The sequence below is a fragment of the Bradyrhizobium sp. GCM10028915 genome (assembly GCF_042666195.1).
In the GTDB taxonomy this organism is placed as follows: domain Bacteria; phylum Pseudomonadota; class Alphaproteobacteria; order Rhizobiales; family Xanthobacteraceae; genus Bradyrhizobium; species Bradyrhizobium canariense_D.
On sequence record NZ_JBHTFN010000071.1, the window covers coordinates 1 to 17772 of the forward strand.

At 64.8% G+C, this 17772-nt stretch carries 22 protein-coding genes and 1 riboswitch; of the genes, 8 read left to right on the forward strand and 14 right to left on the reverse strand.

Annotated elements, in window-relative coordinates; genetic code table 11:
• Nucleotides 1-187: 187 nt before the first annotated feature.
• Nucleotides 188-1015: a pyrroline-5-carboxylate reductase gene (proC, locus tag ACFQX9_RS35575; protein WP_018453508.1), complete on the reverse strand. Its 828-nt coding sequence runs from the start codon at nucleotides 1013-1015 to the stop codon at nucleotides 188-190.
• A 193-nt stretch (nucleotides 1016-1208) separates the two neighbouring features.
• A complete protein-coding gene (locus ACFQX9_RS35580; RefSeq protein ID WP_018453509.1) occupies nucleotides 1209-1709 on the reverse strand; it encodes a YbjN domain-containing protein in 501 nt (166 codons plus the stop codon).
• Nucleotides 1710-2120: 411 nt separating this feature from the next.
• Nucleotides 2121-2278: riboswitch (FMN riboswitch) on the forward strand.
• 76 nt (nucleotides 2279-2354) lie between these two features.
• Here ACFQX9_RS35580 and ACFQX9_RS35585 point away from each other — a divergent pair.
• Nucleotides 2355-2918 (forward strand): 6,7-dimethyl-8-ribityllumazine synthase, encoded by a 564-nt coding sequence (locus tag ACFQX9_RS35585; RefSeq protein ID WP_026232546.1) that lies wholly within the window; start codon nucleotides 2355-2357, stop codon nucleotides 2916-2918.
• Between the two features lie 75 nt (nucleotides 2919-2993).
• On the opposite strand, the gene ACFQX9_RS35590 is transcribed toward ACFQX9_RS35585, so the two are convergent.
• From ACFQX9_RS35590 to ACFQX9_RS35625, 8 genes are all read right to left on the reverse strand, one after another.
• Nucleotides 2994-4028: an ATP-grasp domain-containing protein gene (locus ACFQX9_RS35590; RefSeq protein ID WP_018453512.1), complete on the reverse strand. Its 1035-nt coding sequence runs from the start codon at nucleotides 4026-4028 to the stop codon at nucleotides 2994-2996.
• Entirely contained in the window at nucleotides 4025-5053 is a 1029-nt protein-coding gene (locus ACFQX9_RS35595; protein ID WP_018453513.1) for a putative zinc-binding metallopeptidase, read from the reverse strand. The genes ACFQX9_RS35590 and ACFQX9_RS35595 overlap by 4 nt, the downstream gene beginning before the upstream one ends.
• Nucleotides 5054-5292: 239 nt before the next feature.
• Nucleotides 5293-6246 (reverse strand): ribose-phosphate pyrophosphokinase, encoded by a 954-nt coding sequence (locus ACFQX9_RS35600; protein ID WP_007614838.1) that lies wholly within the window; start codon nucleotides 6244-6246, stop codon nucleotides 5293-5295.
• 193 nt (nucleotides 6247-6439) lie between these two features.
• A complete protein-coding gene (locus tag ACFQX9_RS35605; RefSeq protein ID WP_018453515.1) occupies nucleotides 6440-7048 on the reverse strand; it encodes a hypothetical protein in 609 nt (202 codons plus the stop codon).
• A 113-nt stretch (nucleotides 7049-7161) separates the two neighbouring features.
• Entirely contained in the window at nucleotides 7162-7929 is a 768-nt protein-coding gene (gene pgeF, locus ACFQX9_RS35610) for a peptidoglycan editing factor PgeF (RefSeq protein ID WP_018453516.1), read from the reverse strand.
• Nucleotides 7926-9044 carry a class I SAM-dependent methyltransferase gene (locus ACFQX9_RS35615; protein WP_018453517.1) on the reverse strand — a complete coding sequence of 373 codons (1119 nt, stop codon included), beginning with the start codon at nucleotides 9042-9044 and terminating at the stop codon, nucleotides 7926-7928. The genes pgeF and ACFQX9_RS35615 overlap by 4 nt, the downstream gene beginning before the upstream one ends.
• A gap of 21 nt (nucleotides 9045-9065) precedes the next feature.
• Nucleotides 9066-9911 (reverse strand): prolipoprotein diacylglyceryl transferase, encoded by an 846-nt coding sequence (gene lgt, locus ACFQX9_RS35620; RefSeq protein ID WP_204512364.1) that lies wholly within the window; start codon nucleotides 9909-9911, stop codon nucleotides 9066-9068.
• Nucleotides 9912-9919: 8 nt separating this feature from the next.
• The gene (locus tag ACFQX9_RS35625) at nucleotides 9920-10657 is read right to left on the reverse strand and encodes a dienelactone hydrolase family protein (protein ID WP_204512363.1); all 738 of its coding nucleotides are present in this window, start codon (nucleotides 10655-10657) and stop codon (nucleotides 9920-9922) included.
• Between the two features lie 169 nt (nucleotides 10658-10826).
• On the opposite strand from ACFQX9_RS35625, the gene ACFQX9_RS35630 reads away from it, so the two are divergent.
• The 4 genes from ACFQX9_RS35630 to ychF all read left to right on the forward strand — a co-directional run bounded on the left by ACFQX9_RS35630 (nucleotide 10827) and on the right by ychF (nucleotide 13748).
• On the forward strand, nucleotides 10827-11078 hold the full coding sequence (locus tag ACFQX9_RS35630; RefSeq protein ID WP_007596812.1) for an accessory factor UbiK family protein: 252 nt from the start codon (nucleotides 10827-10829) through the stop codon (nucleotides 11076-11078).
• Between the two features lie 183 nt (nucleotides 11079-11261).
• Nucleotides 11262-11981, forward strand: coding sequence for a 50S ribosomal protein L25/general stress protein Ctc (locus tag ACFQX9_RS35635; RefSeq protein ID WP_085350059.1), 720 nt, complete (start codon nucleotides 11262-11264; stop codon nucleotides 11979-11981).
• A gap of 58 nt (nucleotides 11982-12039) precedes the next feature.
• Nucleotides 12040-12645, forward strand: coding sequence for an aminoacyl-tRNA hydrolase (gene pth, locus ACFQX9_RS35640; RefSeq protein WP_377791863.1), 606 nt, complete (start codon nucleotides 12040-12042; stop codon nucleotides 12643-12645).
• Nucleotides 12646-12650: 5 nt separating this feature from the next.
• A complete protein-coding gene (gene ychF, locus ACFQX9_RS35645) occupies nucleotides 12651-13748 on the forward strand; it encodes a redox-regulated ATPase YchF (RefSeq protein ID WP_204512361.1) in 1098 nt (365 codons plus the stop codon).
• A 29-nt stretch (nucleotides 13749-13777) separates the two neighbouring features.
• On the opposite strand, the gene ACFQX9_RS35650 is transcribed toward ychF, so the two are convergent.
• Complete coding sequence (locus tag ACFQX9_RS35650) at nucleotides 13778-14074, reverse strand: DUF4282 domain-containing protein (protein ID WP_018453524.1); 297 nt, start codon at nucleotides 14072-14074, stop codon at nucleotides 13778-13780.
• A 178-nt stretch (nucleotides 14075-14252) separates the two neighbouring features.
• Here ACFQX9_RS35650 and ACFQX9_RS35655 point away from each other — a divergent pair, with 178 nt between their 5' ends.
• The 3 genes from ACFQX9_RS35655 (at nucleotide 14253) to ACFQX9_RS35665 (ending at nucleotide 15532) form a co-directional block, all read left to right on the forward strand.
• Nucleotides 14253-14705: a MaoC family dehydratase gene (locus tag ACFQX9_RS35655; RefSeq protein WP_018453525.1), complete on the forward strand. Its 453-nt coding sequence runs from the start codon at nucleotides 14253-14255 to the stop codon at nucleotides 14703-14705.
• Complete coding sequence (locus ACFQX9_RS35660) at nucleotides 14705-15187, forward strand: MaoC family dehydratase (protein ID WP_018453526.1); 483 nt, start codon at nucleotides 14705-14707, stop codon at nucleotides 15185-15187. Before ACFQX9_RS35655 ends, ACFQX9_RS35660 begins: the two co-directional genes overlap by 1 nt.
• A 198-nt stretch (nucleotides 15188-15385) precedes the next feature.
• Nucleotides 15386-15532, forward strand: a complete 147-nt coding sequence (locus tag ACFQX9_RS35665) for a hypothetical protein (RefSeq protein ID WP_007596790.1) — start codon at nucleotides 15386-15388, stop codon at nucleotides 15530-15532.
• 27 nt (nucleotides 15533-15559) lie between these two features.
• On the opposite strand, the gene ACFQX9_RS35670 is transcribed toward ACFQX9_RS35665, so the two are convergent.
• The 3 genes from ACFQX9_RS35670 to ACFQX9_RS35680 all read right to left on the reverse strand — a co-directional run bounded on the left by ACFQX9_RS35670 (nucleotide 15560) and on the right by ACFQX9_RS35680 (nucleotide 17561).
• The gene (locus tag ACFQX9_RS35670; RefSeq protein WP_007614812.1) at nucleotides 15560-15697 is read right to left on the reverse strand and encodes a hypothetical protein; all 138 of its coding nucleotides are present in this window, start codon (nucleotides 15695-15697) and stop codon (nucleotides 15560-15562) included.
• 283 nt (nucleotides 15698-15980) lie between these two features.
• The gene (locus ACFQX9_RS35675) at nucleotides 15981-16403 is read right to left on the reverse strand and encodes a hypothetical protein (protein WP_018453528.1); all 423 of its coding nucleotides are present in this window, start codon (nucleotides 16401-16403) and stop codon (nucleotides 15981-15983) included.
• A gap of 240 nt (nucleotides 16404-16643) precedes the next feature.
• Nucleotides 16644-17561, reverse strand: coding sequence for a hypothetical protein (locus tag ACFQX9_RS35680; protein WP_026232548.1), 918 nt, complete (start codon nucleotides 17559-17561; stop codon nucleotides 16644-16646).
• Nucleotides 17562-17772: the final 211 nt, after the last annotated feature.

The following is a 17772-nucleotide window of genomic DNA, read 5'->3' on the forward strand; positions in this document are numbered from 1 at the left end:
GATCGCCAGCGGCCTGTCGCGGGGTGCAAACCGCGGCAGGCCATTCCTCACGGAACAGGTCGAGAATAACTGATCGCGCTATTACAAGGGTGGGCAAAGGCGCGCAGCGCCGTGCCCACCATCTTTCCGCGATTGCATTCGAATGGGTGGGGCACGCTTCGCTTTGCCCACCCTACGGCACACTTTCTTACTTCGCCAATTCCTTCGACCGCTTCGTCGCCGCCGCGATGGCGCGGATCATCAGATCGCGCAGGCCGGGCTCGCCCATCAGCACGCCGAGTGCCGCGGCCGTGGTACCGCCGGGCGAGGTGACGTTCTGGCGCAGCGTGCCGGAGGCAAGCTCCGACTGGTGGAGAAGTTCACCCGAGCCGGCGACGGTTTCGCGCGCGAGTTTTGTCGCGAGCGCCTCGGGCAATCCCGCCTCGACACCGGCGCGCGCGAGTTCCTCGGCCAGCAAAAACACATAGGCCGGACCCGAGCCGGACACCGCAGTGACCGCGTCCATCAGGCTCTCATCGTTGACCCATTCGACCGAGCCGGTGGCGCGTAGCAGCGCATCGGCCACCGCGCGTTGCTGTGCGCTGACATTGTTCGCGGCGACAGCCACCGTGATGCCGCGACCGATCGCGGCCGGCGTGTTCGGCATCGCGCGCACCACCGCGCCGCCGCAGACCTCCTCGAGCGAGGCGATCGTGGTTCCCGCCATGATCGACACCACCGCGGTCTTGTCGGAGACGAATGGCTTCAGCTTGGCGCCGGCCTCGCGGAACATTTGCGGCTTCACCGCGACGACGAGCGTCTCGACCTGGCCTGCCGTCGTCACATCAGGATTGAGCGCAATCCCCTTGGCGGCAAGTGCGGTGATCTCGGCCGAGATGTGCGGATCGATCACCGCGACGCGGCGCGGATCGAGCCCGCCCGAAAGCCATCCGGTCAGCATCGCGCCGCCCATCTTGCCGGCACCGGCGAGCAGGATGGTGCCGGTGATGTTCTCGAGAGTGTTGTTGCTCGTCATAGCCGTTGCCACAAACTCAGTGTCGTCCCGGCGAAGGCCGGGACCCATAACCACAACTGGTTTTAATGGATGGAGGTGTTGGCAACAAGCAGCGTGCCACAAGCGAAATCACGCGGTATGGGTCCCGGCCTTCGCCGGGACGACGGCGAGCAGGGAGCGACGCCTTCCTCACGCGCTGGAGAGCTGAGTGCGCTTACGCCTCGCCCACCGTGTCGAACATGGCCGCGTCCATGGCTTCCGTCGTGGACTTGCCTGCCCACACCACGAACTGGAACGCCGGGAAATAGCGTTCGCAGGCGTGGATGGCGCCTGCGAGCATGGCTTCGCACTGGCCGGTGGAGGCGATGAGCCCGCCCGGCAGCACCAGGGCCTGCCGGTGCATGATCATGCCGGTGGTGGTCCACAGGTCGAAGTGCCCGACCCACAATTGCTCGTTGACCGCGGCCACGAGCCGCTGGACCTCCGGTCGCCGCGCAACCGGGATCTTCATGTCAAACGCGCAGGCCAGATGCAGCGCCTCGATCTCGCCCATCCAGGTGAAGGAGATCTGGTAGTCGGTCCATTGTCCCTTGGAGACAATCGTGAGTTCGTCTTCGCCGGAGCGTTCGAACGGCCAGTTGTTGCTGGCAGCGATATCCTCGACCACCGCGAGCGGATGGTTTTTGGAATCGATGGTGCCTTCGAGCAGGGACATGCCGTCTCGACCTCTTGCCTTTTTGTTGTCTTTGATACGCACGCGGTTGGTCCGGCGCGCGCTCCCTTAAATCTTGCTAAGGCGATCCATTCGGATCAGCGCGGGCTTGTCGCGGATCAACTGATGTGATTTGCGGAATCTGCGCAACTGGCTGCCGAGTCCGTCCACAAGTCAGGACTCGTTCGTCCACAGCTCATCTCCGCCACAATTATTAACGCCGGTGAGGCCGAACCGGATGGAGAAGAACAAACCGGAATCGGATTCGCCAAAGGCCTGCCAATCGCTAATTCCGTCGCGTGCCCCCTGGACCGCCATGGCGGCATGGGACCATGCGGTTTTCCCATGCGGAACCCGCTTGCCGCGGCCCCGAACCGGCGTCATATTCCGGTCAGGCCGTTCATCCCGGGCGGCCGATGTTCTCAGGGCGGGGTGAAAGTCCCCACCGGCGGTAAGGGCCGTAAGGCCTAAGCCCGCGAGCGCCTTCCTCAAAGCCTTGCTGAGGGGAAGGGTCAGCAGATTCGGTGCAACTCCGAAGCCGACGGTTAAAGTCCGGATGAAAGAGAACGGTCGGTGGCAGACGCATCGCAGGATGCGGCTGTTTGTCGTTCCGTGTGCCCTGATTCTGGTCCTTAACTGAGGAAAGCCATGAATCAGATGTTGCAAGATCCCCAAGCCGAAACGTCCCAACCAACTCAAACGCCACCGCCGGTTCCGCAAGATCCGGTGCCCGACCATCCGCGCTTCGCGAAACCGCAGCGGGTGGCCTTCGTGCAGGCCTGCTGGCACCGCGACGTGGTCGAGGAGGCCCGCATCGCCTTCGCGAAGGAGGCAGAAGCGCGCCACCTCAATCATGTCGACGTGTTCGAGGTGCCGGGCTCGTTCGAGATCCCGCTGCATGCGCAGATCCTGGCCAAGACACGACGCTACACCGCGATCGTCGCGGCCGGCCTCGTCGTCGACGGCGGCATCTACCGCCATGAGTTCGTCGCCGATACCGTGATCAAGGCGTTGATGGACGTGCAGCTGCGCACCGAGGTGCCCGTGTTCTCCGCGGTGCTGACGCCGCAGCAATTCCACGAGACCGAGGTGCACTACGATTTCTTCCGCAAGCATTTTGCCATCAAGGGCGTCGAAGTGGCAGCCGCCTGCGCGGAGACACTGCTCGGGCTCGAACGCCTGCGCGGCCAGGTCGCCGCGGGAATCGTGTAACGCAGCGCAACGACCATCCCTCATCCCGAGGGGCGCGAAACGCGTCTCGAAGGATGAGGGCGATCGCCGCCGTCATCACCCCAGTGACACCCCCGCTTTGGCGCGGCTGATCCCAAGCGTCAGGATGCGCTGCAGGAGAGCCGGATATTTCAGTCCGTCATGTAGAGCGGCCGTGGCGAACTCCTGGCTCTTGGCGATCTCGGGATTGGGATTGGCTTCGATGAAATATGGCGTGCCGTCGGCAGTGAGACGAAAATCGATGCGCGCATAGCCGTCGAGGCCGAGCACCCGGTAGATGCGTTTCGCGGCCCGCTGGATCCTGGCGGTCACTTCCGGCGCCAGATCCTTCGCAGGCCCGTCGACGATGCCGACCTTCTCCTGATAGTCGGTGTCGTGCTTGGCCTTCTCCGTGGCGATATGCCGTGACGAGCGGCCACCCATGCTGCCGAATTTCAGCTCCCAGACCGGCAGAACGCGCAAGCGATTGTTGCCGAGCACGCCGACGTAAAGCTCTCGCCCCTCGATGAACTGCTCGGCGATGGCGGCGGATTCGACCCGCTCGTGGATGAAGGCAACCCGCTCGGCCAGCTTCTCGTCGGTGTCGACGATGGAGGCTTGCGAGATGCCGAACGAGCCATCCATGTTCAGGCTCTTGACGATCAGCGGCAGCGCAAGGCGTGTCGGGCGTTTCACCTTGCGGCGCATCGGGAAGACCGCAAAGGCCGGCGCAGCGATCCGGCGGTGATGCACCAGCGTCTTGGACAAATCCTTGCCGCGGGCCAGGGTCAGGCCGCGCGGATTGCACCCGGTATAAGGGACCTTCATCAGCTCGAGATAGCTCGCGATGTGCTGGTCGAAGGCGACGTTGTTGTGGAATTCCTCCAGCAGCGTGAACACCACGTGCGGCTTGAACTCCTCGATCGCCTCGCGCACCGGCTTGATTTCCTCCTGCGCGCCGAGTGGTCGAACCTCGTGGCCGGCTGCGCGCAAGGTACTCACGACGTCGTATTCGGTTTTCCACGCGTTGATCTCCTGCACGGTGTGTCCGTCGCTGGAGTCCGGCGGCACGAAGTCCGGATGCATGAGCACCAGAATGCGCAGACGTCTCATAGCGCGATCCATTTTCGTTGAGACGGGCCAAACATCGTGTGCATCGTCTTGGCGGTCACGAGGACGATGAAGTCGAGAACGAGCTTCTGTTCGGGGCCGACGGCACGCAGATCGAGCTCGCGGCAGCGAGAGATCATCTCGTCGAGCACGGCATCGAGTGTAAGCTGATTCTCGCCCGTCCATCGCGCCACCAGCTGCCTGATATGGGCGCGGTGCCGCCGGATCAGGGCCGAAGCCGGCTTCGAGCGGTGATGCCGTGGATCGGCTGAAAACAGCCGGGACAGATCGCGGTCGTAGGTCTTGGGGGGCGTGAAGGCGTAGAACGCCTGCTTCTTCTTGTAGTGCTCTTCGAGCGTCTGGCTCAGCCGACCCAGCGTATCGACACGCTCCCGCGTCGTGATCAGCGGTCGCTTGCCCGCGATCTCGCCCATCAGTTCGTCGACATATTCGAGCTTCTTCAGCGCCGGCCAGCCGGCGTATCGTGTCCGCCAGTTCGAACGGGGCCGCAGCCACACCGCAAAGGTCTCGGCGAAATCCTCGTCCGGATGGCTCTGCGCGTACCAGAGCCGCAGATGCTGGACATAGCGCCGGCTGGCCGGATTGGGCCGGTAATAGCGCGGATAATGTTTCGACGACGGGCCGAACAGTTGCTGCCAGCGCCGGCGGCGCTGCAACTGGTAGCCGTGCTGTATGGCGTGGCCCGCTTCGTGACGGAGGATGGCCATGCATTCACGCCAGGTTCCGCCCTCGACGTCGAACATCATCTTCTTCTCGAGCTTCATCAGGCGGGGATGAGCGAGATAGAACGGAATGGCGATGCCGGGAACGCCGCCCGGACTGAACCATTCGCTCGACATCCAGGTGTGCGGCCGCAGCCGGATGCCGCGCTCCTGGAGCTCCTCGTACAGCGCGCTGACGCAATCCTCGAGCCAGGTGCCTTCGACCGTAACCCTCAGGCTGGAGAGGCGTTGCTTGAGCAACTCATCATCCGACAGCTTCTCCCAGGCAAATTTCCGGCGTGGCATCGGGCATCCAGAGGGCAGAGATGACTCGGGATTCGGATGATGTCATGGGCGCTCGTTGGCAACAACCCGGGGGGCGGCGGCGCGTGAGGCCGTAGGGGGCAAAGCGACTTGTCCGCCGGAACTCGACGAGCGAAGGCGGAAGCGTGCTCACCGTCTTCATGGCCACAAAAAAGGTGGGCACGGCGCGTTGCGCCTTTGCCCACCCTACGATTTTCCGCAAGCGGCCAGAGGCGAAAACCTCAGTCAAACAGGCTCGACACCGACTCTTCCGCCGCGGTGCGCGCGATCGCGTCGGAGATCAGGCTGGCGATCGGCAGCGTGCGGATGTTCGGGGCCTTGCTCACCGCATCCGTCGGCAGGATCGAGTCGGTGATCACCAGCTCCTTCAGCCTGGAGTTCGTGATCCGGGCCGCCGCGCCGCCGGAGAGCACGCCGTGGGTGATGTAGGCGTAGACGTCCTTGGCGCCCTTGGCGATCAGCGCGTCAGCGGCGTTCACCAGCGTGCCGCCGGAATCCACGATGTCGTCGATCAGGATGCAGGTGTAGCCGGCGACGTCGCCGATGACGTTCATGACCTCGGATTCACCCGCCCTCTCGCGGCGCTTGTCGACGATCGCGAGCGGGGTGTTGATGCGCTTGGCGAGGCCGCGTGCGCGCGCCACGCCGCCGACGTCGGGCGAGATCACCATTGTCCTGGAGAGGTCGAACTTGTCCTTGATGTCGCGCACCATCAGCGGCGCTGCGTAGAGATTGTCGGTCGGGATGTCGAAGAAGCCCTGGATCTGGCCGGCATGCAGGTCGAGCGTCATGACGCGGTCGACGCCAGCCTGGGTGATCAAATTGGCGACGAGTTTTGCCGAGATCGGCGTGCGCGAACCCGACTTGCGGTCCTGCCGGGCGTAGCCGAAATAGGGCAACACCGCGGTGATGCGGCGCGCCGAGGAGCGGCGCAGTGCGTCGGTGATGATCAGCAATTCCATCAGATGGTCGTTCGCCGGAAACGAGGTCGACTGGATGACGAAGGCATCCGAGCCCCGCACGTTCTCCTGGATCTCGACGAAGATCTCCATGTCGGCGAAGCGCCGTACCACCGCCTTGGTCAGCGGCAGGTCGAGACCTTGCGCGATGGCCTGAGCGAGAGCCGGATTGGAGTTGCCGGCGACGAGCTTGATGGAGCCGTTCTTGGCCGACATGGACGCTTCCTCCCGCGCTTTGCTGGACACGATGTTCAACATCAAACAATACCCACTGGAAGCACGGTTACGACGGGCGAGGAAATATCAGGCCGGGGGCTGCAATGGCAACCCGGGGCACTACGTTTTCCCTGCGAAATCCCGAGTCCGGCCAACGGTTTGGCCGGAAAACGGGGCCGTGGTTTCGCGGGGGTTAGCGCTCGGCATAGCCCAGCGCCGAGGCCGGCATGTCGGCCAATGGAGCCTCCGGGATCACGCTCGCCACGGCCGGCCCGCGCAAGCCGGGCGCCGAGTTCGGCGCATCCGGTGTACCGTTGATCATGTTGGAAAGTCCGCTGAATCCGGCCTGGGCGATCTTCCGCAGCACGAGGTCGTCGGCAGCGCCCCAAGGATCCCGGCCGCCCTTGGCCGCGGTCGGTTCCTCGCCGGAAAGGCGCAGCGCCCGCTGCTGGTTGGCGTCGTAGACGTCCCAGACCCAGGCGATCACGGTCTTGCCACGAACGATCTGGGCGGAGAGGTAGCTGCGCACGCGGTAGGCAGCCGTCCCCTCGCGGGAGACCACGGACAGGCTGCGCAGCTTGGATTCGCTGTCGAGCACGCCGACCATGCGGTCGAACACTTGCGGCGGCGGCCCGTCGATCGATTCGAACGCGACTGTCGCCCCCGAGCCGGCGCTCGGCGCCATCGCATAGGAGTTCGCGGCGCCACCGCCACCGGCACAGCCGCCAAGCGCGGCCGTCAGCAGCATGACCGCGAGCACGCGCGAACCCGCGCGGCGCAAGATGAATGACGCGTCCCTCATTATGGAGGGCAGCGATATCGTTAAAACGCATTAACGTCTAGGGCGGGGGCGCCACAGGCCACTATCATCGCGCGCAGGCATCGCCCCGGAATGACACGGGGTTGCCTTTGTGTTCACGCTTCGAGCGCGATCGCGTGAACGTGGCGGCCGTAATCCGGCTCCTTGCGATGTACCGAGCGGCGGTAGCTGAAGAAGCGTTCGTCGGCGTAGGTGTCCAGACCGAGATCGTCGATCATCAGGATGCCCGCGGCTTCCAGACGCTTGCGGATGAAGCCGGCGAGGTCGAACATCGCGTGTCCCTCGCGCACCGACGGGATGAAGAACATGGCGTTGTCTCCATCCGCCTCGATGAAGCGCGCCACGAACTCGTTGCCGACTTCATAACTGTCCTGGCGGATCAGCGGGCCGATCGCGGCGATGATGCGGCTCCGCGAGGCGCCGAGTTTTTCCATCGCCGAAATGGTCTGCTCCAGCACGCCGGTGAGCGCACCCTTCCAGCCGGCATGCGCGCCGCCGATCACGCCCGCATTGGGATCGACGAACAGCACCGGTCCGCAATCGGCGGTGGAGACGCCGAGCGCGATGCCGGGCACCTTCGTCACCAGCGCATCGCCCTTCGGCCGCGGCCCGCTCGGCCACCGAGCTTCGGCCACGAGCACGTCGGGCGAATGGATCTGGTGCAGGCTGAGAAAGCGTTCGGGTGCGACGCCGACATGCTCGGCCATGCGGCGGCGGTTCTCCGCAACAAGGGCCTGGTCGTCATTGGAGCCGAGCCCGCCGTTCAGCGCGGAATAGATGCCGCCCGAGACGCCGCCCTCGCGGGTGAAGAAGGCGTGGCGCAGGCCGGGCACCGCGGACAGCAGCGAGGAGGCAAGCGTCATGAATCGTCTCCGGCGCGTTCGAGATCGCTGAGTCCCGCAAGGCCCGTCAGCCGCGGCTCGGAGATGCCGAGCACCTTGAACATCGAACCCATGCCGCTGCGCCCGGTTTCGGTCAGGCGCTTGAGCGCGATCGAAATGTCGGTGGCGACGTCAGGCGCCGCCTTCTGCATCAAGGCGGCTGCACGGGTCTCGATGCCGACGCGTTTGAGGAAATCGCCCTGCGTCACCGGCCCGTGCACGCGGGCGCCGACGTCCTCCGCCCCGCGCGCGAGCGCCTGGAAGTCGACATGGGCTGTGACGTCGGCCTGGCCCGGCGCCTTCAGGGGATCGGTGAAGGTGTGGCGCGCGATCGCCTGGAAGGTGTCGCCGGCATCGCTGCGCAGATGACCGTAATCGATGATCAGCGCCGCGCCGTCCTGGTCGCGCACGCGGCTGGCGAGCTTCATGATCTCGGCATCGGGCCGCCATTCGAACACGGCCCCGACGGGCGCGGCGCGCACCAGAGGCGGCAGCAACACCTCGAAGCGCGGCGTCGGCTCGGCCGCCGCGCCGAATTGAAGTTTTCCGTTGGCGTCGACCTCGATCACGCGCTCGTGCCAGCCGTTCTCGTGTCGGACCATCTGGTGGATCGGCAGCACGTCGAAATATTCGTTGGCGAGGATGATGCTCGGTCCCTCGGGCACGTCGTCGATGCTGTCGTGCCAGGCGATGTTGCGCACGCCCGACAGCGTCGCACTCTGCCGCTCGCGGAGGACGGGATTGACCTCGACCATGTGGATGTGGAGCGCCTGGTAGAGCGGCGGCAGCACGCGGAGCGCGCGCAGGGCGTCGGCCATCATGGTGCCGCGGCCGGGGCCGAGCTCGATCAGCCGCAGGAATTGCGGCGAGCCCATCTGCTTCCACACCGAGGCGGTCCACAGGCCCAAGAGCTCGCCGAACATCTGGCTGACCTCCGGCGCAGTGGTGAAGTCGCCTTCTCGTCCCAACGGATCGCGCGAGACGTAGTAGCCATAGCGCGGATGCATCAGGCACAGTTCCATGTACCGCCAGACCGGCATGGGGCCCGAGGATTTGATCAGCGCCTTGATCTCGTCGAGTAACGGCTGGTCGGTCACGGCCTATCTTCTCAAAAGGAATTAACGAATAGCCCCTACGGGCTCGGGCGCACCGCGCCTCACTGCCAATACAATAAGTATGAGGCCTACAATAAGCATCGGGATCGACAACAGCATGCCCATGGTTAATCCGCCCCAGAGGAAGCCGAGCTGGACGTCCGGTTCGCGGAAATGCTCGCCGGCGATCCGGCTCAAACCATAGATCAGGATGAAGGCGCCGAGGATCATGCCCGGCCGTTTCAGGGCGCCGAAGCGGATCATGATCGCGAGGGCGGCAAACAGCAAAATGCCCTCCATGCCGGCCTCGTAGAGCTGGCTCGGATGGCGTGGCAGCTGGGTGGGATCATTGGGGAAGATCATCGCCCAGGGCAGCTCCGGGTCGGCGGCGCGGCCCCACAATTCGCCGTTGATGAAATTGGCGATGCGGCCGAGCAGCAGCCCGACCGGAGCGACGGCGGTGGTGATGTCGCCGAGCGACAGGATCGAGATGCGGTTGCGATAGGCGAACCACATCACCGCGACGACGCAGCCGAGGAAGCCGCCGTGGAAGGACATGCCGCCTTCCCACAGCCTGAAAATCGCGGCGGGATGGTCGATGAAGAAGGGCAGGTTGTAGAACAGCACATAACCGGTGCGGCCGCCGAGGATGATGCCGAGCGTGACCCACAGAATGAAGTCGTCGATCTGCACCAGCGACATCGGCGCCGGGCCGCCCCACAGCCGCTCCCTTTTCAGGAGCGAGCGCGCATAGAACCAGCCGAACACGATGCCGCAGATATAGGCCAGGGCATACCAGCGGATCGCGAACGGGCCGATCTCGATCGCGATCGGCTTGAAGGCGGGAAAGTCGATGAGCAGAAGTTGCATCGCGCCTTCTATGTCTGGACGAGATTGCGGCGATAGAGCGCCAGCAGACGCTCCCAATGCCGCTCGGCGGCGTCGCGGTGATAGACCGGACGCTTGGGGAAGGCGAAGCCGTGATGGGTGCCGGGATAGATCTCGACTTCGGCTTTGGCGCCGCTCATGCCCTGCTTCACCTTCTCGATGATCTCGGCGGGCGCGTAGATGTCGGTCTCGGCGCAGGCGAAGTAGAGTTCGGCCTTGGTCTTGGCTGCCGCGAGATGCGGGCTGTCGTCCTGGTCGGTTGCGAGCTGCGTGCCGTAGACCGAGGCGGCGGCCTTGACGCGATCAGGGAAATGCGTGGCGGCGTTGACGGCGTAGCGGCCGCTCATGCAGTAGCCGACTGTACCGATCAGTTTGGTGTTCGCGGCCGCCTGGCCCTCGGCATAGGTGAGCAACGCCCGCGTGTCGTCCATGATCATGGCGATCGTGAGCGATCCCATCAGCGCGAACATGCGCTTGCGTTCCGGGGCGTTCGGATCGGCCGGCAGCGCGCCGAGCTCCATCACGCCGGAGCGGTAATAGAGGTTCGGCAGCATCACGTAATAGCCCGATGTTGCGAGCCGGCGCGCCATGTCGCGCAGCTCTTCGCGGATCGCCGGCGCGTCCATGTAGAACAGGATGACCGGAAACGGCCCGCCGCGTTCGGGATGGCTGATGAAGGTTGCGGTGTGACCGTCCTTGGTGGGGATCGCGATCTGCTGATCGATCATCTCGAGCGCCTTTTGTGATTCTTCTTATGCAGGGACGTTGAATACGATTGCAAGGAAACCGGGGCATGACAAGGATACCGCCGATCGGCCCTTGAACCTGCCCAATCGGATTGCCATTGTCTCCCCGCGCGTTCGCGCAGAGTTCATCGAAAGCCGCCAGGAGACCGACATGACCCAGACCAACAACCGGTTTTTCGACGAGATCGGCCGCCTGATGAACGATGCCGCCGGCGCCGCGCAGGGCGTCAAGCGCGAGTTCGACACGGTGATGCGCACCCAGGCCGAAAAATTCCTGCGCGATATGGACCTGGTCAAGCGCGAGGAGTTCGAGGCGGTCAAGGATATGGCGCGCTTGGCGCGCGAGGAGAACGAGGCCCTGAAGGCGCGCATCGCGGCGCTGGAGGCCAAGCTCGGCGGGTAACTCCGCCGGCTCCGTCCGGGCGATCCGGTTCCTTCCGGCCGCCCATTCTCCTTGTTATTTCCGCGTCTTCCGGGTAAAAGCCCGCCACGTCCGCAGCCCCCGCACCCCTGGAGGCTTGCTGCGGCGTATGCCATGGGCCGCGTTGCGGCCCATTAACTTTTGCAAAAACAAGGACTTAACGTTATGGCGACCGTCAAGGAATTGAAGGCGACCGCACGTCCGAAGAGCGGCAAGGGGGCCGCCCGGGCTGAGCGTCGCGCCGGGAGAGTGCCCGGAGTGATCTACGGCAACAACCAGCCCCCGCTGACCATCTCGGTTGACGATCGCGAACTGCGCTCGCGCATCCTCGCCGGCCGGTTCCTGACCACGCTGGTCGACATCGACCTCGAAGGCAACAAGCACCGCGTGATTCCGCGCGACTACCACCTCGATCCGGTCAAGGATTTCCCGATCCACGTCGACTTCATGCGGCTCGGCGAAGGCGCCACCATCCGCATCAGCGTTCCCTTGCACGTGGTGAAGGCTGAAGGTTCGCCCGGCGTGAAGCGCGGCGGCGCCGTGAACATCGTTGCGCACGCGATCGAGCTCGAGTGCGGCGTGGAGAACATCCCGCAGTTCATCGAGGCTGACGTCGGTTCGCTCGAAATCGGCCACTCGCTGCATCTCTCTGACATCAAGCTGCCGGCAGGCGTAAAGGCGCTGACCGCCGAGGACGCGACCCTCGTCACCATCGTGCCGCCGTCCGGCTACGCCGAAGAGCTGAAGGCCGCGGCTGCTGCTCCGGCTGCAGGTGCTGCTGCTCCGGCGGCTGGTGCTGCCGCTCCTGCTGCGGGTGCTGCTCCGGCAGCGGCTGCCAAGGCCCCGGCTGCCAAGGCTCCCGCCGGCGGCGACAAGAAGAAGTAATCTCTCAAAGCTGGCGCGCGGTCCCTGATCGCGCGCCGAGCGAGGGGCGCGCCGCGTCATGCGACTGTTTGTTGGGCTCGGCAATCCCGGCCCGAAATTCGCACGTAACCGGCACAATGTCGGCTTCATGGCCGTCGACGAGATCGCGCGGCGTCATGGTTTCGCACCCTGGCGCCGCAGGTTTCAGGGCGAGACCTCGGAAGGCACGCTCGGCACCGAGCGCGTGATCCTGCTCAAGCCGATGACCTACATGAATGATTCCGGCCGCAGCGTTCAGGAAGCGGCAAGCTTCTTCAAGATCGCGCCGGGCGACGTCACCGTATTCCATGACGAACTCGAACTGCCGCCGGGCAAGGTGCGGGTGAAGATTGGCGGCGGCATCGCCGGCCACAACGGCCTGCGCTCGATCTCCGCCCATATCGGCAACGAGTACCGCCGGGTGCGGCTCGGCATCGGTCATCCCGGCGTCAAGGAATTGGTGCACGGCCATGTGCTGTCGGACTTCGCCAAAGCGGACAACGACTGGGTGGCGACGCTCTGCGAAGCGGTGGCCGAGCACGCGGCATTGGTTGCCAAAGGCACGGACGCGACCTTCGCCAACAGGGTGCACCTCGCCATGCAGGCGAAGGGATTTTTGACCAAGGACGACAACGGCAAGGAATAACGCTCGTGGGATTTAAATGCGGGATCGTCGGGTTGCCCAATGTCGGCAAGTCGACCTTGTTCAACGCGCTGACCGAGACGGCCGCGGCGCAGGCGGCGAACTATCCGTTCTGCACGATCGAGCCGAATGTCGGCGAGGTCGCGGTGCCGGATCCGCGGCTCGATAAGCTCGCAGCGATCGCCAAGTCGGGCCAGATCATCCCGACCCGGCTGACCTTCGTTGACATCGCCGGCCTCGTGCGCGGCGCGTCCAAGGGGGAAGGCCTCGGCAACCAGTTCCTCGCCAACATCCGTGAGGTCGACGCCATCGCGCATGTCGTGCGCTGCTTCGAGGACTCCGACATTACCCATGTCGAAGGCAAGATCGCCCCGCTCGCCGATATCGAGACCATCGAGACCGAGCTGATGCTCGCCGATCTCGACAGCCTCGAGAAGCGCGTCGACAATTTGTCCAAGAAGGCCAAGGGCAACGACAAGGACGCCAAGGAGCAGCTCGACCTCGTCAATCGCACGCTGGTGCTGCTGCGCGAAGGCAAGCCCGCGCGCCTCGTCGAGCGCAAGGTGGAGGAGGAGCGCGCCTTCGGGATGCTCGGCCTGCTGTCGTCCAAGCCCGTGCTCTACGTCTGCAACGTCGAGGAAGGCTCGGCCGCATCAGGCAATTCGTTCTCGAAGGCGGTGCAGGACCAGGCTGCCAAGGAAGGCGCCATTGCGGTCGTCATCTCGGCAAAAATCGAATCCGAGATCGCCACCATTTCGCGCGACGAACGCGCCGACTTCCTGGAGACGCTGGGTCTCGAAGAGGCCGGCCTCGATCGCCTGATCCGCGCCGGCTACACGCTGCTCGACCTCATCACCTATTTCACGGTGGGCCCGAAGGAAGCGCGCGCCTGGACCATCTATCGCGGCACCAAGGCGCCGGGCGCCGCCGGTGTGATCCACACCGATTTCGAAAAGGGTTTTATCCGCGCCGAGACCATCGCGTATGAGGACTACGTCGCGCTCGGCGGCGAAGCCGGCGCCCGCGATGCCGGCAAGCTCCGCCTCGAAGGCAAGGAATACGTCGTCGCCGACGGCGACGTGATGCATTTCAGGTTCAACACGTAAGACGCTGGAGTTCGTGCCCCGGAAGCGCCCTACCGCACCCCGCCGCCCTGATCCCTGATCGCGCCAAGATGCTCGTTGATGCGGAAGATGATCAGGATCAGCTCGGCGAGAATGCGCGAGAACACGATTCCGACGACGACGCTCGCGATCGACGACAGCAGCATCAGGAAGCCGCCGAACGGGCTGATCGCCATCATTGCGAGGCCGGAGAAGATGCCGGAGAGGCCGAACAGGCAGATCAGCGCGATCACCAGCCAGTAGAAGGTCTTGATGATCGTCGGCGTGATAAAGCGGTCCCATTGAAACAGGTCGCTGAATGAAAACATTGCTCTCCCCAGGGCAATTCAGGTGTTGTCGGGCCTTGCAAATGGATCGTGGCCCCTGCTCGATCCGACTCAAGACCGACGCCGGCGCGCCGAATGTAGCACGAGCCATGCGGGCCGGCGGGTTGAGATTGCCGCAAAGTGCGGCCACAATCTGTCGTTCCCTCAAACCTTTCCCAAGATGACCCTGACCTTCGAAGATTTCCCGCCCGGCCGGTTCGGAACATTCGGCCCGCGCCATGTCACGCGCGACGAGATCGTGGCCTTTGCCGCCGAGTTCGATCCGCAGCCGATGCACCTCGACGAGGACGCCGCCAGCAAAAGCATGCTGCGCGGCCTGTCCGGCTCGGGCTGGCATCTCTGTTCGCTGATGATGCGGATGATGGCGGACGGTTTCATCACCCGCGCCGCTTCGCTGGGATCTCCCGGCGTCGACGAAGTGCGGTGGCTGTCGCCGCTCAGACCCGGCGACGATCTCATGCTCGAAGTCGACGTCGTGGAGGCCCGCACCTCGAAGAGCCGCCCGGAGCTCGGCATCGTCAAATTCAAATGCACCGTGCGCAACGCCGGGGGTGATGCGCTGTGCGAGATGACGTCGCCGATCCTGATCAAGCGGCGCGAAGGGGCGGTCTGATGCCGTTTTTCGAGGAGATCGAGATTGGGCATCGCCGTGAGATCGGCGCCTATACGTTCACGGCCGAGTCGATCAAGACATTCGCCGCAAAGTTCGATCCGCAGCGTTTTCACCTCGACGAGGAGGAGGGCAAGAACTCCTTGTTTGGCGGGCTCGCGGCCTCGGGCTGGCACGTCGGGTCGGCCTGCATGAGCCTGCTTGTCGCCGACGGCCAGCGCCTGGCGCGGGAAGCCGCTTCGCGCGGCGAGGAGGTCGCGGTGTGGGGCCCGTCGCCGGGCTTTCGCGACCTGCGCTGGATCAGGCCGGTGCTCGCCGGCGACATCGTCACCTACGTCAACGTCGTCATCGACAAGCGCAGCTCCGCCTCGCGACCCGGTTGGGGCATCCTGACCGCGCGCACCACCGGCACCAACCAGCGCGGCGAGGACGTCTACGCCATCACCGCAACCGCCTTCGTGCCGATGCGTGTGAACGGCGGTTAGATTCGTTCCAGGATGAACGGCGAAAACAGCGCGCGAGTGTTGCCCCCGCGCTATGGACGCGATTCCGGGTGGCTGCCATAAGCCTGCGCAACATGGTTTTCCCGCGAAGCAATGCGCGGAACCATCGAGTTGCTAACCAATTATGAACCTGTCGCTGTCTATTTGAACGAACTGGGCAGAGTACAGGGGACGAGGACCATGGCAGACCGCGGCGCACTCAAGCTGGTCGGATTCATCTTTGCTACCGCGACGCTGGCCGTGATGCTGGTGGCCGGCATGGTGGTGAAGGGCTATGCCGACGGCGCCTACACCCTGGAAGCTTCGACCGTGGAAGCCGCCCGGTAAGATTTCGTTAACTCCGCGGCCTCCGCCTCAGCGGCTATAGACGAACGCCAATATCGCGATCGCAACCGCCAGCAATCCGACAAAACGCAGCATGATCGTGCCGAACTGGTTCGGCGCGGGTCGCAGCGGTATCGGGTCGGTGGTGTCGGGCCGAATGCTTTCCATGAAATGTCCCCAGGCCCGGCCGCGATGGCGGGAGCGCTTGGCGTTAGTCGCCGGATGGATGCGGGAAGTTCAAACCCCTCCGCTGTTATGCCCCGCGAAAGCGGGGCATCCGGTACGCCGCGGCTTCTCGATTCTGGCCTCGCTGCCTCTGGAATACTGGATCACCCGCTTTCGCGGGTGATGACACTTTTCGTGGGGCGCGTGCGCACCGTCACATACCCCACGAATCAAAACCGCCGCGCCCCTTTCGGAACGCGGCGGCTGGTGATGCGGGATGCAGCGATCAGCTGTTGCGCAGGCCGTCGGCGGCGCGCTTCCACTGTGAGACGTTGTCGGCGATCATGCGGGTCGACTTCATCGCAGCCTGGCTGAGCTGGGCGTAGCCGGAGATCTCGCGCTGGACGCGCTGGCCTTCGGCGTGGAGCAGGTCGCGCAGGCTCTCGAGCTCGGAGATCAAATTCTCGATCTCGGCGAGGGAGGTGCCGGCGACGCGCTGGATCAGCGAGTTGACGTTGGTGACGGTGGCCTCCGCGCTCGGATCGAGCGGCGGCGCGTCCGCGGCGGTCGCTGCCGGACGGCGCAGATAGGCGATGTCGTTGCGGACGAAGTCACGGATGCCGGCTTCGACTTCCGTCACTGCGGCAAGGTTGGTGTCGATGGTCTCGGTCTCGGTGGCTTCGGTCTTTTCCGGGCGCATGGCGTTCATCGTTATTCCCCTGTTCGCGTTGAGCGCAGCGCGAGTGTCCCCCGCACGACGACGTCGGTCTGGGACTAGGGCGCCGGATTTTGGCCGCAACTTGGCCGAGGTGCGGCAAGGGCGGTCCATTCGGGGGCTTTGCCGTGGCGTATGGTTACCGGAGTCTGAACGCGGCCGCCGCGCCGAAGTGAATGCGCGGCCGGTCGGTGCTCGACTCCCTCGCCCCGCAGGGGGGAGAGGCGAAAACAGCTACCAGCTCTTCTTGAAACCCGCCGTCAGGCTCTTGTTGATCGCCCCTTGCGAGGTTTCGCCGACCGAACCGGAGACGGTGACGTTGTCGAACAGCTTCTGTTCCGCGCCGACCTTGCGCAGCCATTTGTCGTCCGTGGTCGACAGCGACTGGCCCGCGGTGATGCTGGTGCCGGTATCGGTGAGAGTGACCTTGGCCGACTGCTCGGTCTCGTAATTGCGCGTGACGTGACCGCCGACGCCGGGGAGCGCCGTGGTGCCCTGCTGGTTGACGCTGTAGCCGTTCTGCAGCGTCAGCGACGTGTCGCCCGACAGCGGCACCGACTTGATCAGCGAGGCCCCGAGCTTGCTCTGCTCCGCGCCGGGATCGACGCGAGCCTCCACCGCGGTCTTGTCCCAGATCGCGCCGGCGCCCGGCGCGGTCGCGGCCGCCCAGGCGCTGCCGGACGATTGAGGCACGCTGCCGCCATTGCTGGCCTTCTGTGCCAGCAGCTCGGACATCGTCCGCGGCTCGCTCGTCACCGTCATGTCGGCGCCGATGCGGGCGTCCCAGAATGAGGATACCGACTGCTTCACCGTCACCGCCGAGGAGCCGTTGGCGTTGGCGTTCGTCGCCCAGTTCAGCCCGTCCTTGGCGGCGGCCTGCGCGCGCTTCTTGGCGGCGATGATGTCGTTGAGCGTGCCGGCGTCGATCGCGAGCTGGCCCCAGTCGAGCTTGTCAACGTCGATGCCGCTCAGCACGTCGGGGTCGTTGACGTCGGGGGCCTCCGCCGCTTCGGCGTCGTCGTCGGGCGCTGCGGCCGGGCCGGGGGAGAAGGGCGGAATGATCTGCGCCGAAACCGTCAGCACCGATCCCAAGATCAAAGCGGCCGCCAGCATCGGCAGCCTGGTCCAGCCAAACCCTGTCGCGAATTCCATCGTCCTGCCCGTCAGCCCAGTTCCCGCCGAGGATGCGGAACCATCATTGCGAAATTGTGGCGGTTCCATCAGACGCGAACCAACGGGCCGCGCGAAAGGCGCGCGCCCGATGACGAGCTTCTCCACGATTGCATTCCGGCGGGGCTGGAGGCCAGGACGCGTCGTGGGGTGCATCAGCCATCGGTCCCGAAGTGCGGGGCCCGTTGGTGTT